Below are 14,330 nucleotides of genomic sequence, written 5' to 3'. Positions count from 1 at the left end.
TTATTTTTGGGGTATAGCGTTTAACAAGTAATTTATATCTCCCTTAGCAGAAGATTCCAATAACAAAGCTTGCCAGACATTGTTCTGTGCTATCTCAAAATCAATCTCGGCTCTTTGTAGGGTATACAAAGCTTGTGTAAAATCTACTAAGTTGCTCAATCCATTCTCATACAATGCTTTTTGCTGTGCAAAAGCAGTGCTTGCAGCACTAACCTGTATTTTTGTTTGTCCTAAAATATCCTGGGCATTGACAAATTTTTCTGCTGCCAACTTTTGTTGATTTTCCAGTTCTTTGCTCATCCTACTGTATTGATAAGAAAGGCTATTTGTGAACTGCTCTTGTTCTTTGCGTTTGGAAGTAGTCTTGAAAAAGTTTGTAATATTCCAAGTCAAAGTAAGACCTACTAAATAATTTGAACGATCAATACCAACGCCATTGCTGTAATTTCGAGTAAATGCAGTATTATCTTGTACATAGTTCCACTCAAAACCTGATCCTCTACCCTGAATAATACCAAAGGCATTTAAAGTAGGTAGACTCCCTTTAACAATGAGTTTCTCCATAACTTTGCTTTGATCTATTTGACTTTGATGCAATTGCAAAATAGGGTGTTCTACTACCTCATTGGATAAACCTTCAGCTATATTGGGCTGAGAAATCGTAAAGACTTCATCCAACTGATATGGCATTGTTGTTTGATTTAGCAAAGCAGCCAAAGCTTCTTGATATTCAATCTCCTTGTCGTAAGCTTTTAGATAAAGTGCTTGAGCATTGGCTAATTCTGCTTGAGCTAACTGTTCGTCCACCTGAGCAATTAAACCGCTATCAGCATTGGCTTTTGTTACCTCGTAGAATACCTTAGCCCTCTGAAGATTTTGTTCTTGTACAAATTTAATGCGCTGAGCTGCTAAAAGGTTCAAATAAGTAGCTCCTACTTTGATTTGCTGCTTAAATACTTCTTGATTGAGATCTTCAAGGCTTACTCGTTCTTGAGCTTTAGCCATCTTTACTTGTTGTCTTGTTTTTCCAAATGAGAAAACATTCCAATTAATGTTGGCAAAGTATAATGATCCGAATGCAGCATTCCAATTCTGTTCTGCTAAAGGCATTGAAGTTGAAGCAGATCCCAATCCTCCATAAGCATAAAGAGGACCATTCTGAGCATTAATAGTACCGTAACTTTGTTGAGCACCAAAGGTCAAATCAGGGAAGTAGTTTCCTTGCGTATAAGTAGTATTCTGCTGTAGCGCTTTTAGTTTAGCTTCTTTGACTTTTAATAAGTCATACTCTTGTGTAGTTTGTTCGATTGCTTGTTGAAGTGTCAGCTTTTGAGCATAAGCACTTGAGGCAATACCAAATAAAATGAACAAAGCTAATTTATTCATTTTCATAAATATTCATTGCGTTTAATTAAAAAATAAAGAACTCTATACCTTAAAATTGAATAAGGTATATTTATCAATATGATTTCTTAATCAAATTCTATATACGCAATTCTTGATGTAGATAGGAATTTCTCTTACGAAGTAAACATAAGGAAGAAAGGAAGCAGTCTGAGAAACTGTTGAAACAACACCTTGGAATACGTAACCAAAATAAGGATGTAAAATGGCATCTATAAAGAATGATGCCTTGACAATTTGAGCAGATGTTTTCTGAAAATCAGCTTTTACTTTTACTATCTCAACAGTTTGCTTACAACATTCCTTTTGTGGGTTCTCCACTTGTTTTCCATTCACCTTACAGAATCCGCATTCACTTTTTGATTCGTAAGTTGAAGACATAGAAGTCTGTTGCACGATTCCTTGACAGATGTGCTGATATGTTGTAAATCCAGACGAAATAACAACAAATAATAGACTAAATAATATGGAAAATACCTTCTTCATTGTGGTTGCTAAATTATACTACTTCTCTAAATAGATTGTTATACAATTTTGATAGGGAGTTGTATAATTATGCTTGAGAACAAGCAGAAAAAAAGCTCTAAAAATTAAATAGAGCTTTTTATGCAAATCTTACCAAGGTCTTTTGTCTGTTTGTACAGGCGCCGTTAAATCAAATTCTACTGAGAAAGCACTCTCTTTATCAACGCGTTTTAAATTATAGGTAAACTTAAACTCATCGACTGTAACATACCAAACATTGCCAGCAGTAGGCGCTAATAAATCAACTGTCTGTTGATCAGCTGGAAAGAATTGGATATTATTAGTTCCTGTATTTGTTGTTGTTCCACCATACATTGTTACTTCATCTGCTACTCCATCCTCCTTGCGGTGATCGTGTTTTAGCTCCAACCTTTCTCCCTTTAGAGTAAATATCCATGTTCTCGATAAGTCATCACCTACAAAAAAGGGAATCTTAACTTGATCGCTATTGCATTGCATAACATACATAAGCAATTCTTTATCTTTAAAATCTTCAGGAACAGAAGTCGATACAATCTTGCCTTTATAAGCTGTACCACATAATTGTGATAAACTGTTTAGAAATTTTTTTGGAGCTAACTCCTTTGAAGATTGTGCAAAAGAGTTCACGGCAAATGCCAAACTGAGTAATATAAACGTATTTTTCATTATAAAACATTTTGTATCAAACATAATCATTCCTTCAATAGCTTAGTTGTCTATGACTAAATAAAGTCTAAAAACTATAACACATAAATTCAATGAGTCTTTAAAAAAAGAAAATAATTCTCTTTAACCCAGATTACGCTATAGACATATAAACGAAAAGTAATGATACAAAACAGTTCTAAATTAGTCAGTGAAGCATACGATAGTATGGTTTTAGAACTAATGAAAGAGATATGAAGTAGAATTGCTTTATAGTATTTGGCTAATGCGGAATCTGGGTTTAAGGCTTAGCTATTCCTTAGTATTCTCCCAAAGAGATTTCATATTCAAGTCCAATACCCCTTTATAAGGCCCTAAGACACTAAAAAAGGCATTATCTACTTCTTTTACTACAATGATAGCTTTCTCTAAAGATTCTTTCCCAAAAGGGCTCAAATTGATTATTTTGGCCCTGGTGTCTGTAGGGTGATCTTTTCTTTGAATCATCTTCTTTTCTTCTAAAGTGCGTAAAACTTTCGATACCATCATGCGATTTGTATAACTGTGGTTCGCTATATCAATCTGTGATACGATATTAGTTTGTAGTAAAAGCGAATCCAATGTTGTTAATAAAACAAATTGGGTATAGGTAATGTCCAACTTATCTAACTCTTTTTTTATACTTCTCTGCCAAGCCATAGTTACTTGCCAAAGTAAAAAACCAGAACTTAATTCTGTCGATTCGAATTGTAAATCTCCTGTTTGTGTCATCGTAATTTCTTATGTCTTTGATTCTAAATTTATCTCTTGTCTTTACTTAATAAATTTCAAAATATACTCCAACTTATGGAAGCCGATTTTTCAAATTCTAAAACTAAAATTTATTGCATTTTTTTCACGGTAACTAGAATAAAAAATGTGGTGTTTTTTATCTATTTCTAAAAACTATTCCAATTGTAAAAGTCAGAATGCTTAACCTATTTTTCTTATAGTATCTATAAGTTAAATCGAACCAAACTTGTCGAGATTTAGTTCTTGTATTAAATCTGCTAACTACATTGGAAGCAGATCATAATTACAGAGGAAAATAAATTTAGCAACAAGTCAACTCTATATAACTAACTGCTCAATGCTATTCAAATACGAATCTGATCAAAATAAGTTAGCTCAAAAATAAAACAACTTTAAAGACTGCTAAATTAAGTTGCTTTAGGGTGTTTGACTTTGAAAAAGCACAATTAACTTCCTTTGTTGACTGAGAGCTGGTTTTAGCTATAAAATAACTTTTGACAACTTCTTATAGTTTGAAATAAGCCACATTGTTGTTGCAAATATAATAACCTTGACAACAATATGCAATTTTTATATTTAACAATAAATATTTTAATTACATTAATATCTTAAAATCAAATAGTTGTAAATAATACTTAAAGTCTTAGTTTAAGTTAGGTTTAATTAGTTATAAGGGGCCTTACCTATATCTTATTTTAAAAATTAGTGTTTTTTTAAGGAATGATTTTACCAACTTTAAACCTAATTAAACCTTGCTAAATGAACCTCTTAGGGATACTGACATTTTGACAAAAAGACCTTTTTACAGAGGGACTCCTATTCAAAATAGATGGCTAACAAAGTAAGTTAACCTATTAATTTTTTATTTAAAGTATTAGTTTAAGTAAAGATACTTAACTCCTATTTTATATCTTGTAATATTATATAGATTCAGGAGATTCATTTTGTCAGTTTACCAAATTACAAACCTTACAATTTCGAAAATAAACGATATACTATGATGATAAAGATCTGCAACCCTACCCTTTTTATACTCTCTTTTATAAGAAATTATTTTACCTGAAAAACATCTTTTATTTCAAATTTCTATCCTAGAATCAACTTTACATCACGGTCTAAAGAAGATTATATTAATTGACTTTTTTACTTATCTGCATCTAACTTTATTTCTCATTATAACAAGGAAAAGCTTTGAGATAGCTAAACCCAAAACACAGCTTTACGCCTTTTTGATGAAGTATAAAAAAGAGCATTTTGACTTGTTCTTTCTTATGTAAAAAGCGATGCTTTTTCCCTTTGATCTAACCATGTGTTGAAGGCTTCAAAAAAACAGAAAGGGCTAGCTACCCAAAGAATGAGTAGCCCTGTGTATTATTTTTAGTTGAATAATCTCCTATTTAGAGAAATAAGTTTTATTGTAGATTAAACGGAAAGCATTATTAACAGCTTGATGAATGACAGTTGAATGTAACTCCTCTGGCAGGTAGTCAAAGTGTGAAGTAATATGTTTATTACCTTGTAAGCTGTCATATAAATCCTTAGCATACTGATACATCATTTCATCTTCTTCTTTGCTTGGAGCGCCTACATAAACATTGATATCCTGTTTAATTTTATCTAACAAACAAAGGGAGTCTTTATTTAATAACTTACCATCTGCCCACCATAAACTTGGACTTATAATAATATAATTTTCAAATAAGTATGGATGTTTTAACAGGACATAAGTTGAATATAAGCCGGCTAACGATTCTCCGATAACAGTTCGTTGATTACTTGCGTGAAAGTTTCTTTCTATGTAGGGAATTACTTCAGATTCTAAGAATGCAGTATAAGCTTCTGCTCTGCCGTATTCAACAAACATATCTTTGCTATACCCCACTTTCTCAACGAAATCAAGGTTATCTACTGCAAAAGTCATATCCTTTCTACGATTGATCGTTTCTATACCCACTACGATAGAGTTAGGAAAACGCGCTATCCAAGGCTGAGAGTTAAACTTGACCAATCCTGCCAGGTGAATAAAATCTTCTTCTACTCCACCGTCTAATATGTACACAACGGGATATTCTTGTTTAGATAAAGGATCATACTCTGCAGGTAAAAGGACATTGATTACTCTTTCTTCATTTAGAATTTCTGAGTGCAATGCTATAGTTTTACCAATTTCTAATGGTTTTATATTTTCCTGAGCAATACTGGTCATTGTAGCTAATAACGCTGCTCCACATAAGGCTAATTTTATATTCATCATTTTTGTTTTATTAGTTTGAAACTTCCAAATGTATCAAAAAGAATAGTTTTATTTAATTTAATTATTCCAATGAAGTTTGCTAAAAATAGAAAAGGAGCTATTCTCCAATAGAATAGCTCCTTTTTCAACAACAACAAAACGTCTTTTCTTAGCCAGTTAAATTTACTAACTCTCCTATTAGGTCTGTTACGGAAACCCGTAAAATCAAACAAAAAAAGGCATCTAATTTAGACACCTCTTTGTTTTATTATTTAATACCTTCATTATAAGTCACTTGCTCTTCCATAAAAATTATCGTCTTCTACGACAGAACGATAATAAAAAGTGCCTAAATCTAATCCTGTATCTTTAAATAGTTCTTCAACCGTATACTCCTTCTCACTGCGATAAAACAAATCCGAGTCAATATACCCTATAGTTCCCGTGTTGAGGTTTAAAATTATTAAATCATCGTGTAATCCGCTACCGATGATATAATATCCTTTTTTATAGATTTCTTTATTGTATTTACTAAAGTTAGAACCATGTAAGAAAGCAACTTGACTAAACAAATTCTTGCCAAAACGCCATCCAGATTCGTAAGAGTGGTTAATAAAGAACGTACCTATTTCCTCTCCGAAATTTCGAATAAAATTAGCTTCAGCAGTTTTTGTTAGAGGGCGTTTCTCCATATTAAACTTCTGTTTCATAATCTCAACCGCTTGGTCAAATAGCGCAACATTAATACTTTTTATTTCTTTCATACTACTAAATTACAAAACTATTGTTATACTCCATAAAGTTATAAATCTTCCCAAACAATGCAATCTGCTCTAAATCAAAATTGATAGACATCTCATATTGGTTCTGTCCATTAGGGTAAATTTGAAATACTATCACTACAGTATTTTCAATTTCCTTCACCGTAAGAAAGTGGAAGTTATGTCGTTTAAAGTTTAAGATCACCTCCTTTGTTTGCATATTCTCAATTGAAAATACCCCTACCCATAGCGACATTCTCATTTCAACAAACTCAATATGAATGAGGTATTGACCATCGACAATGGAAATTTGCTCGGAACTATTCTCTTGCACCATACTACTCGCCTATTAATTTTCGTACAATTTCCTGAATACTGTACTCAAAGTAATTTCCATACTTATCTCTATTTCGAAGAAATAAAGCGTAGTCATATCGCTCAAAATTAAGCTTTAACCACTTGTGGTAATACTCATCTAAATACAATCCAAATTCTTGTTCGAAAGTCAAGACTTCTTCTTGTCCTAATTGATCTTCAAAAGTCTTTATTTTAGTAATTACTTGCGTCAATTCTTCTTGGCTAACATGTTTTACTATTAGTGGATCTGGTAAAGCAATACGGAAAGCAAGAACCTCCATTTCTTCCTCCTCCCACCATTCACTCAAATTGTATTGAGAGAGGTCTTTTTGGGTTAGTTCTGATAAGTACTCCTCTACTTTGCTATAAATAATGCCATGCTTATCATCATACTCATTAATATACTGGGAGTAGTCTCGTATAGATTTTAGCACTTGAGCATAATGCTTTTGTGCAATATTCATTTGTGGCAATATTTCTTTTCTCAATTCCATTTAAACTCATTAATTGCTCTCATTCTATTTTCCTAATTACTGTAATTCGCCTTGTTTTTAAGTATATTTCACAAAAGGACCTCTAAAATATGGTATAAAAAATCCATTTGTAATAACCTTCTAAATCTTTAAATAAGAATACCCCTAAGAACGGTACTTAGTTGTTTAATATTTAGTTTAAAACAGCATTTAAAACCTTGTTACTCTGCATTCTTGAGTAAGTGCTTATTGTGTTTGTCGCTCCAAAGTTGTAATTGCTTCAAAATATAGACTATTTCTACGCCACGTGGTGTTAACTCATACTCTATCTTGAGATTTGTCTCAGGAACGATCTTCCTGCCTATTACCCCCAATTGTTCAAGCTCATTTAATTGATTAGACAAGATCCTTTTACTTATTTTAGGAATAATACTTCTATGTAATTCTAATGTGCCGGCAGGAACCAATTCAAGTTCTAATAAAATTGCAGCATTCCAACTTTTGGCTAAAATATCCAAGGGCAAACGAACACCACAAACATCATAAATCTGCTTTGATTTTGCTGAAAACATATCAATTTCTTGTAACATACAAAGATACTATATTCTATCTCATTTTGTGAATAATATACTACCGAAATAACTCTATTTGTTATTCTAAAAGTAACTTATTGTATTTAATTTGGAATAGGTTTCAATTTTAAATGAACTTTTAGCAATGGTAAAAGGGAAAGCTTTAAGAATTAAACTATTCATTTTTACAAGTGATTGTCCTCATATAATTCTGACTGATTATCTTTTTTTACAAAAAAGGAGGCTATTTTGGTCGCACTTCCTTAGGGGTTGCTTGGGGGTTGGTAGCAGTTTGCTTGCTAAAACACCCCTTTTTGGCAGTAAAACTGCAAGAATAGTGCAAGAACCCCCCAAGAAACCCCCAAGAAAGACCAAGGAAAGCAGTATTATGTCATTTGTTTAATAAGTTTGGAATTTGCCTAACACACTAAAGCAAAATAATACGTAGTTGTATGAATAGAATATTCTCGTTAAACCTTTCAATATTAAAATCAAACTACTTCGCATAATGAGTAAGAACACGTGCAAAAGGCAATCTTGTTTATTCTATTTAACCAATCTTTTACATATCCTCTGACTTGAGATATCGAGTAAAAAAAAGCGCACCTGAAATAAATTCAGAATACGCTTTTGTAGGTAATTAAAGCTAAGTTATCTTTAAGTCGTGTTGTTAAAAATCTGTAGCTTCGTTATAATGACTAAATGTCTTTGCTGTATAGGCATCTATAGAAAAATCAGCAGCAGTAGCTGACAAGTAAAAGAATGTTCCCAAGTCCATGCCCATATCGATGTGTACTTCACTTATAGGTAGGCTATTGGATTCCCATAGCAAGTCGTGAAAGATATACCCTATACGAGAAGTATGTTTGTTAAAAACAATAGGATCTCCGTTCAAACCACTTCCTATAATGAAATATCCCTTCTTGTATAATTCTTGATTGTGTATTGCTAAATTCTCTGTTCGAAAGCTGTTAGGAGTATGAAAGTAATTGCTATTAAAGTCAAGTTCTTGTCTAAAGGAATACTTTCTCATAAACTCTGCAAAGTCTAAAGAAAGGTATTCTTTCATGAATTGATAATTCAACTCTGTTAGTTTGATAATAGCTAAATCTTCTTGATCAAAAGTTTGCTTTATAGCATCGATAAACAATTCTTCTCCAAACATATGCGTAGGCATTAGGATTACTTATTCGCTTCTTAATTCTCCAATTTCTCTAACTAATTCTGGATAGTGTTTTTGAAGTTCCTTACCTGAATAAGGCTCACGAACCCAGTCACTCTCAGCTAAATCATAATGTTCTATTTCAGGATATAGTAAATCAGTTGCATCTCGAATTACTAAAGAGTCTTCCTTGTCATATTTCACTTCATAGGCTGTCTCACTAACATACAACAGTCCTTCTGCACTTGTATCCCCAATATCGCAAGAGTAGTCACCACTGATAAATGATTCTATATTCTGAACTATATCATAGAAAAATTCCTTTCCCTGTAAGATTAGCCAACAGCGAAAATAGATAAAATCATCTGTTGAAATATATCCTTCAAAATCGTAAACCTCTTTTTTAAATTCAAAAAAATTGTTCAGAATAATATAAAAATCAGCTATTTCCACTTTGTTTAACTGATTGATTTTCTCCCTCAATACTTTTTCAAATAGAATAAAATCGTCTTTCTCATATTGAGATAAAACGGTAACTATTTGATCTATATGTTCATCAGTATCGAAAGGTTCCTCATTTTGACTTTGATTACCTTGTCTGATAATATCCCAAAAAAAGGCTTCATCTAAACGTATATTCATATACAGTTATTTTCACTTAGTAAGTAGATAAGCTATTCTTTTCAAAGATTTGCTTATCCCTTAAACAAATTTAGAACTAATACTTTTGTATAACAATAGTGATTGTTAAAGAGTTTTTTGTTATTTTAATAGAGAAAAGCTAAGTACCAATTTACAATTAATTAATCTTTTTATAGAAATTCAATGAATACAGGATGATCTACTCTTATTTTTATTTGGATATAATACAGTTACTTTCAAATAGATAACATTTTAAACCTGCTGCTGTAACAATTAAAAACTTAGCCCTATAATTCAAAGGAATAACAACCACTGTACTTTCACTTATATTTTATAAATACTCCCCTACCTTGGTCTATATTTATTACTTATATTTGTAGCGATTAAAAACAATATGTATTAAAAATAAGCATAAATGAACACAGACGAAAATTTTCACGACGAAATGGGAGATAACCACATTGCTTCAAGTGATGCTACACCATTAAGAAGTGATGCGTTTGACCGCACAGATGACGAAAAAATAGAAATTATAAAAAAAGATGTAGAGAACATTTTAAACACTTTAGGTTTAGACTTAACTGATGACAGCTTAAAGGGAACACCTAACCGTGTAGCTAAGATGTTTGTAAAAGAAATATTTGGAGGGTTAAACCCAGCAAAGAAACCAAGTTCTTCTACATTTGACAATAAATATAAATACAACGAAATGTTAGTTGAAAAGAACATCGTTGTATATTCTACTTGTGAGCACCACTTACTTCCTATCGTAGGACGTGCACACGTGGCTTACATCTCTAATGGAACAGTAGTTGGTTTGTCTAAAATGAACAGAATTGTAGATTACTTTGCTAAAAGACCACAAGTACAAGAACGCTTAACTATTCAAATCGTTAATGAACTCAAAAAGGTTCTTAATACAGAAGATGTTGCATGTGTGATTGATGCAAAACACTTATGTGTAAACTCTCGTGGTATCCGCGATATCGAAAGTAGTACAGTTACTGCTGAATTTGGTGGACGTTTTCAAGAAGAAAGTGTACGCAAGGAATTTTTAGATTACATCAAATTAGAAACTAAATTCTAATTACAACATAGATATTATTTTAAATATGGCATTATATCAAGAACAACAATTAAAAGTGTACAACTCCTTATCTGGAGAAAAAGAAGTTTTCACACCTATCCATGATGGAAAAGTAGGTATGTATGTATGTGGACCTACTGTTTACAATTATGTACATCTTGGGAACTGTCGTACTTTTATTTCTTTTGACTTGGTGTATCGCTATTTAAAGCACTTGGGATATCAAGTACGCTACGTTAGAAACATTACCGATGTAGGACATATGGTTGACGATGTAGACGAAGGAGAAGATAAAATCGCTAAAAGAGCTCGTATTGAACAAATCGAGCCTATGGAAATTGTGCAAAAGTATACCTTAAACTTTCACAACATCCTTAAGCAGTTTAACAATTTACCTCCAAGTATTGAGCCTACAGCTACAGGACACATTATTGAACAAATAAACATTATTCAAGAAATCATCAACAATGGTTTTGCTTATGAAGTTAATGGTTCTGTTTACTTCGATGTCGAAAAGTATAATAACTCTTATAACTACGGTGTTTTAAGTGGACGTAAGATCGAAGATATGTTATCTAATACAAGAGAATTAGACGGACAATCTGACAAAAAGAATCCTTTGGACTTTGCCTTATGGAAAAATGCTGAACCACAACACATTATGCGTTGGCCTTCTCCATGGGGAGATGGTTTCCCTGGTTGGCACCTTGAATGTACAGCAATGAGTACAAAGTACTTAGGTAAGCACTTTGACATTCACGGGGGTGGAATGGATTTAAAATTTCCTCACCACGAATGTGAGATTGCACAAAATGAAGCCTCTACAGGTAACTCACCTGTTAACTATTGGATGCATGCTAATATGCTTACTCTAAATGGTAAGAAAATGGCTAAATCTACTGGAAATAATATCTTGCCAAACGAATTGTTCTCAGGAGAAAATAGCATCCTAAGTAAAGGGTTTTCACCAGCTGTGACAAGATTCTTTATTCTACAAGCTCATTATAGAAGTATTTTAGATTTTTCAGATGATGCTATTTTAGCCTCTGAAAGAGGTTACTTCAGATTAATGGAAGCAATTAAATCGCTAAAAGATTTAAAGACTTCAAGTAATTCTTCTGTAGATATTGCCAAGTGGAAGCAATCTTGCTATGATGCAATGAACGATGATTTTAATAGCCCAATTTTAATTGCAAACTTATTCGAGGCAGTTAAGATGATCAACTTAATCAAAGACAATAAGGAAACTATTTCAGTTTCTGATTTACAAGAACTAACTACAAGTTTGAATGGTTTTGTATATGATGTCTTAGGTTTAGAAGATAGTCAAGCAACTACTGTTGATAACGGAAAACTTGAAGGGGTAGTCAATATGTTAATCGGCATGCGAAACGAAGCTCGTGCTAATAAAGATTTTGCAATGTCTGATCACATTAGAGATGAACTTGCCAAATTGGGTATTGAACTTAAAGATGGTAAAGAAGGCACTACATTTACATTTTAATAATATAATAAAAGCTATAAGATAACCTTCTTATAGCTTTTTATTCTTATAGACTTATGCTTAAAAAGATTCTGATATTTCCTTTTATTGTGCTTGTGCGATTTTATCAAGTCGCAATATCTCCTCTGTTTCCCCCTGCTTGCAGGTATAGTCCTACTTGCTCACAATATACTTTAGAGGCTTTAAAGAAACACGGTTTATTTAAAGGAGGATGGTTGGCTATTAAGCGTATTTTGAGTTGTGGCCCTTGGGGAGGTAAAGGATATGATCCTGTCCCTTAAGTTGACTACTCAGCCTTATTAAACAAACTTAATGATGAATGCACTTAAACTGCAATCTCTTTTTTAAAAGTAAAGATAAATTCATACTTTTAACTTTTAACTCTACACTGTATTTATGATACACTCACTAAATATGATATGGAATCCTTCAGAAGGATTTGACTTAGGTTTTATTAAACTGCGCTATTACAGCTTGATGTTTGTTGTAGCTTTTGGTTTAGGTTGGTTCTTGATGAAAAAGATCTATGATCGCGAAGGAGAATCAGTTGAAAAACTCGACAAGCTTTTTATTTACACAGTATTAGCTACTTTAGTTGGAGCTCGATTAGGGCATGTATTCTTCTATGATTGGGATTACTACAAAGACCACCTTTTTGAGATTATCTCCCCTGTGCGCTTTTCTCCTAAGTTTGAAATCGTTGGATTTAGTGGACTTGCCAGTCATGGGGCAGCAATAGCTATTATTTTAGTTATGTATTATTACAGTAAGAAAATTGTAAAGAAACCTATCCTTTGGATATTAGATAGAATCGTTATACCTGTTACCAGTGGAGGAGTATTTGTTCGCTTAGGTAACTTTTTCAACTCTGAAATTGTCGGGCATGAAACAACAAGCGCTATGGGTATTCGCTTTCTAAGAGATCGCTTTTCACCAAATGAAATCAGACAAATCACTGGGATAAATGATTACAACCAAGCTTATCATGCAGCTGCTACAGATCCTCGTTTTGCCGAAGTATTAGCCAAAGTAGTACCTAAACATCCTACTCAATTGTACGAAGCATTTGGATATGTGATTGTCTTTATCATAATTTACTATATGTACTGGAAGACAGATGCTCGTAAAAACTTAGGTTTAATATTTGGTGTCTTTTTAGTTCTATTATGGACAGTAAGATTTATAGTAGAGTTTGTCAAAGGTAGCCAAGGAGGCTTTGAAGATACTTTAGGATTGCTATCAACAGGACAATGGCTTAGTATTCCGTTTATCCTTGTAGGAATTTACCTGTGGATAACGGCTAAAAATAGAGTTTATACATCATAAAATAAAAAGAGAGCTAATCAATCAAGATTAGCTCTCTCTATTTATATTTCTCTCTTGAAAGTATAATAGATTCTTTGTGTAGTACTCCCGGTAATACAAGGGGCTGCAGATACAAGTTCCCAACCTTGACTTCCTAAATCATTTAATATCCTATCCGCTTCTTCTATTTTCATTTTGGCAAAGAATCCATTGGTTAGAATTTCAATTGTTTTGTATTCAAATCTTTTCATAAGACAATATTATTAATTATTAGTTCTAAGATAATCCTTTTTTATATACTTAGCCACTTACGCTATGATTTCACTGCCGTTGGATTTGCTTGTAATAGAAAATTATAAAAGCTTATAAAGTCTTTATTCCACAAGCGAATGTTAAGGATAAACTTATAGGTTATTATCCCCCCCTGCCTCACTTATAGAAATACTCCAAACGGATGTGTTGGCAATCTTAGTACTTGTGCGCTTTACTTCCACAATTGAATCTAAAGGATAATTTACTTTACCGCTGTTTGGATACACGAGAGATAGATTTTGGGAATTAAAGTACGATTCAATATTGCTTACTGCGCTTTTAAACAAAAGTGCTTTAGAGGAAATCTTCTTGTATCCTCTTAGATTTACTGAGTCCGAAAGCATAGGTATATGTGATGGATGACTATAAAGAGTATTGTTATATTGCTTTTTATCTTTTAAAAATTGATAAGTAATCAAACTGCCTAATAATAACGTTATCAGTGACAAAACGATAATTAACACTTTGGAAGATATTGGCAAGACAAACACAAGCAGCATCAAGAGAATTGCATATCCCACAAAATACATAAGAATTATTCTAATTATATTTTTCATTCTACTTTATTTCATAA

17 protein-coding genes are annotated in these 14,330 nt (G+C 32.5%); 4 read left to right on the top strand and 13 right to left on the bottom strand.

What is annotated here, in order from left to right:
• The 11 genes from NWE55_RS15140 to NWE55_RS15090 all read right to left on the bottom strand — a co-directional run bounded on the left by NWE55_RS15140 (nt 1) and on the right by NWE55_RS15090 (nt 9,548).
• Nucleotides 1-1,392, bottom strand: a complete 1,392-nt coding sequence (locus tag NWE55_RS15140; protein ID WP_155091458.1) for a TolC family protein — start codon at nt 1,390-1,392, stop codon at nt 1-3.
• Nucleotides 1,393-1,476: 84 nt separating this feature from the next.
• Nucleotides 1,477-1,890 (bottom strand): HYC_CC_PP family protein, encoded by a 414-nt coding sequence (locus NWE55_RS15135; protein WP_155091457.1) that lies wholly within the window; start codon nt 1,888-1,890, stop codon nt 1,477-1,479.
• Between the two features lie 129 nt (nt 1,891-2,019).
• Nucleotides 2,020-2,577 carry a hypothetical protein gene (locus tag NWE55_RS15130; RefSeq protein WP_155091456.1) on the bottom strand — a complete coding sequence of 186 codons (558 nt, stop codon included), beginning with the start codon at nt 2,575-2,577 and terminating at the stop codon, nt 2,020-2,022.
• Between the two features lie 291 nt (nt 2,578-2,868).
• The gene (locus NWE55_RS15125; RefSeq protein ID WP_155091455.1) at nt 2,869-3,327 is read right to left on the bottom strand and encodes a MarR family winged helix-turn-helix transcriptional regulator; all 459 of its coding nucleotides are present in this window, start codon (nt 3,325-3,327) and stop codon (nt 2,869-2,871) included.
• A gap of 1,414 nt (nt 3,328-4,741) precedes the next feature.
• Nucleotides 4,742-5,602 (bottom strand): alpha/beta hydrolase, encoded by an 861-nt coding sequence (locus NWE55_RS15120; RefSeq protein WP_155091454.1) that lies wholly within the window; start codon nt 5,600-5,602, stop codon nt 4,742-4,744.
• A gap of 263 nt (nt 5,603-5,865) precedes the next feature.
• Nucleotides 5,866-6,345, bottom strand: a complete 480-nt coding sequence (locus tag NWE55_RS15115; RefSeq protein ID WP_155091453.1) for a hypothetical protein — start codon at nt 6,343-6,345, stop codon at nt 5,866-5,868.
• A gap of 4 nt (nt 6,346-6,349) precedes the next feature.
• Complete coding sequence (locus NWE55_RS15110) at nt 6,350-6,679, bottom strand: hypothetical protein (protein WP_155091452.1); 330 nt, start codon at nt 6,677-6,679, stop codon at nt 6,350-6,352.
• Between the two features lies 1 nt (nt 6,680).
• Nucleotides 6,681-7,193 carry a hypothetical protein gene (locus NWE55_RS15105; protein WP_155091451.1) on the bottom strand — a complete coding sequence of 171 codons (513 nt, stop codon included), beginning with the start codon at nt 7,191-7,193 and terminating at the stop codon, nt 6,681-6,683.
• Nucleotides 7,194-7,393: 200 nt separating this feature from the next.
• A complete protein-coding gene (locus NWE55_RS15100) occupies nt 7,394-7,762 on the bottom strand; it encodes a winged helix-turn-helix transcriptional regulator (protein ID WP_258204375.1) in 369 nt (122 codons plus the stop codon).
• 652 nt (nt 7,763-8,414) lie between these two features.
• Nucleotides 8,415-8,909 (bottom strand): hypothetical protein, encoded by a 495-nt coding sequence (locus NWE55_RS15095; RefSeq protein ID WP_155091449.1) that lies wholly within the window; start codon nt 8,907-8,909, stop codon nt 8,415-8,417.
• A gap of 21 nt (nt 8,910-8,930) precedes the next feature.
• Nucleotides 8,931-9,548, bottom strand: coding sequence for a DUF4240 domain-containing protein (locus NWE55_RS15090; protein WP_155091448.1), 618 nt, complete (start codon nt 9,546-9,548; stop codon nt 8,931-8,933).
• A 415-nt stretch (nt 9,549-9,963) separates the two neighbouring features.
• Here NWE55_RS15090 and folE point away from each other — a divergent pair, with 415 nt between their 5' ends.
• The 4 genes from folE (at nt 9,964) to lgt (ending at nt 13,465) form a co-directional block, all read left to right on the top strand.
• On the top strand, nt 9,964-10,635 hold the full coding sequence (gene folE / locus NWE55_RS15085) for a GTP cyclohydrolase I FolE (protein WP_155091447.1): 672 nt from the start codon (nt 9,964-9,966) through the stop codon (nt 10,633-10,635).
• 25 nt (nt 10,636-10,660) lie between these two features.
• Nucleotides 10,661-12,139, top strand: a complete 1,479-nt coding sequence (gene cysS / locus NWE55_RS15080; protein WP_155091446.1) for a cysteine--tRNA ligase — start codon at nt 10,661-10,663, stop codon at nt 12,137-12,139.
• A 56-nt stretch (nt 12,140-12,195) separates the two neighbouring features.
• Nucleotides 12,196-12,420, top strand: a complete 225-nt coding sequence (gene yidD / locus NWE55_RS15075; protein ID WP_155091445.1) for a membrane protein insertion efficiency factor YidD — start codon at nt 12,196-12,198, stop codon at nt 12,418-12,420.
• A 115-nt stretch (nt 12,421-12,535) separates the two neighbouring features.
• Nucleotides 12,536-13,465, top strand: coding sequence for a prolipoprotein diacylglyceryl transferase (lgt, locus tag NWE55_RS15070; protein WP_155091444.1), 930 nt, complete (start codon nt 12,536-12,538; stop codon nt 13,463-13,465).
• 41 nt (nt 13,466-13,506) lie between these two features.
• Here the strand turns inward: lgt and NWE55_RS15065 are convergent, their stop codons facing one another.
• The gene (locus tag NWE55_RS15065; RefSeq protein WP_155091443.1) at nt 13,507-13,695 is read right to left on the bottom strand and encodes a DUF4177 domain-containing protein; all 189 of its coding nucleotides are present in this window, start codon (nt 13,693-13,695) and stop codon (nt 13,507-13,509) included.
• Between the two features lie 153 nt (nt 13,696-13,848).
• Nucleotides 13,849-14,313: a hypothetical protein gene (locus tag NWE55_RS15060; RefSeq protein WP_155091442.1), complete on the bottom strand. Its 465-nt coding sequence runs from the start codon at nt 14,311-14,313 to the stop codon at nt 13,849-13,851.
• Between the last annotated feature and the right edge of the window lie 17 nt (nt 14,314-14,330).

The organism is Myroides albus (genome assembly GCF_024722315.1).
GTDB classification, from domain to species: domain Bacteria; phylum Bacteroidota; class Bacteroidia; order Flavobacteriales; family Flavobacteriaceae; genus Flavobacterium; species Flavobacterium album_A.
The sequence above is the reverse complement of the archived record's forward strand: the minus strand, read 5'-3'. Positions and strand labels throughout refer to the sequence as shown.

Coding starts and splice junctions, on each gene's coding strand:
- NWE55_RS15135 (WP_155091457.1), bottom strand. CDS start 1,890: ATGAAGAAGGTATTTTCCATATTATTTAGTCTATTATTTGTTGTTATT.
- NWE55_RS15110 (WP_155091452.1), bottom strand. CDS start 6,679: ATGGTGCAAGAGAATAGTTCCGAGCAAATTTCCATTGTCGATGGTCAA.
- NWE55_RS15125 (WP_155091455.1), bottom strand. CDS start 3,327: ATGACACAAACAGGAGATTTACAATTCGAATCGACAGAATTAAGTTCT.
- NWE55_RS15095 (WP_155091449.1), bottom strand. CDS start 8,909: ATGTTTGGAGAAGAATTGTTTATCGATGCTATAAAGCAAACTTTTGAT.
- NWE55_RS15090 (WP_155091448.1), bottom strand. CDS start 9,548: ATGAATATACGTTTAGATGAAGCCTTTTTTTGGGATATTATCAGACAA.
- NWE55_RS15120 (WP_155091454.1), bottom strand. CDS start 5,602: ATGATGAATATAAAATTAGCCTTATGTGGAGCAGCGTTATTAGCTACA.
- lgt (WP_155091444.1), top strand. CDS start 12,536: ATGATACACTCACTAAATATGATATGGAATCCTTCAGAAGGATTTGAC.
- NWE55_RS15105 (WP_155091451.1), bottom strand. CDS start 7,193: ATGGAATTGAGAAAAGAAATATTGCCACAAATGAATATTGCACAAAAG.
- cysS (WP_155091446.1), top strand. CDS start 10,661: ATGGCATTATATCAAGAACAACAATTAAAAGTGTACAACTCCTTATCT.
- NWE55_RS15100 (WP_258204375.1), bottom strand. CDS start 7,762: ATGTTACAAGAAATTGATATGTTTTCAGCAAAATCAAAGCAGATTTAT.
- NWE55_RS15140 (WP_155091458.1), bottom strand. CDS start 1,392: ATGAAAATGAATAAATTAGCTTTGTTCATTTTATTTGGTATTGCCTCA.
- NWE55_RS15130 (WP_155091456.1), bottom strand. CDS start 2,577: ATGAAAAATACGTTTATATTACTCAGTTTGGCATTTGCCGTGAACTCT.
- NWE55_RS15115 (WP_155091453.1), bottom strand. CDS start 6,345: ATGAAAGAAATAAAAAGTATTAATGTTGCGCTATTTGACCAAGCGGTT.
- folE (WP_155091447.1), top strand. CDS start 9,964: ATGAACACAGACGAAAATTTTCACGACGAAATGGGAGATAACCACATT.
- NWE55_RS15060 (WP_155091442.1), bottom strand. CDS start 14,313: ATGAAAAATATAATTAGAATAATTCTTATGTATTTTGTGGGATATGCA.
- NWE55_RS15065 (WP_155091443.1), bottom strand. CDS start 13,695: ATGAAAAGATTTGAATACAAAACAATTGAAATTCTAACCAATGGATTC.
- yidD (WP_155091445.1), top strand. CDS start 12,196: ATGCTTAAAAAGATTCTGATATTTCCTTTTATTGTGCTTGTGCGATTT.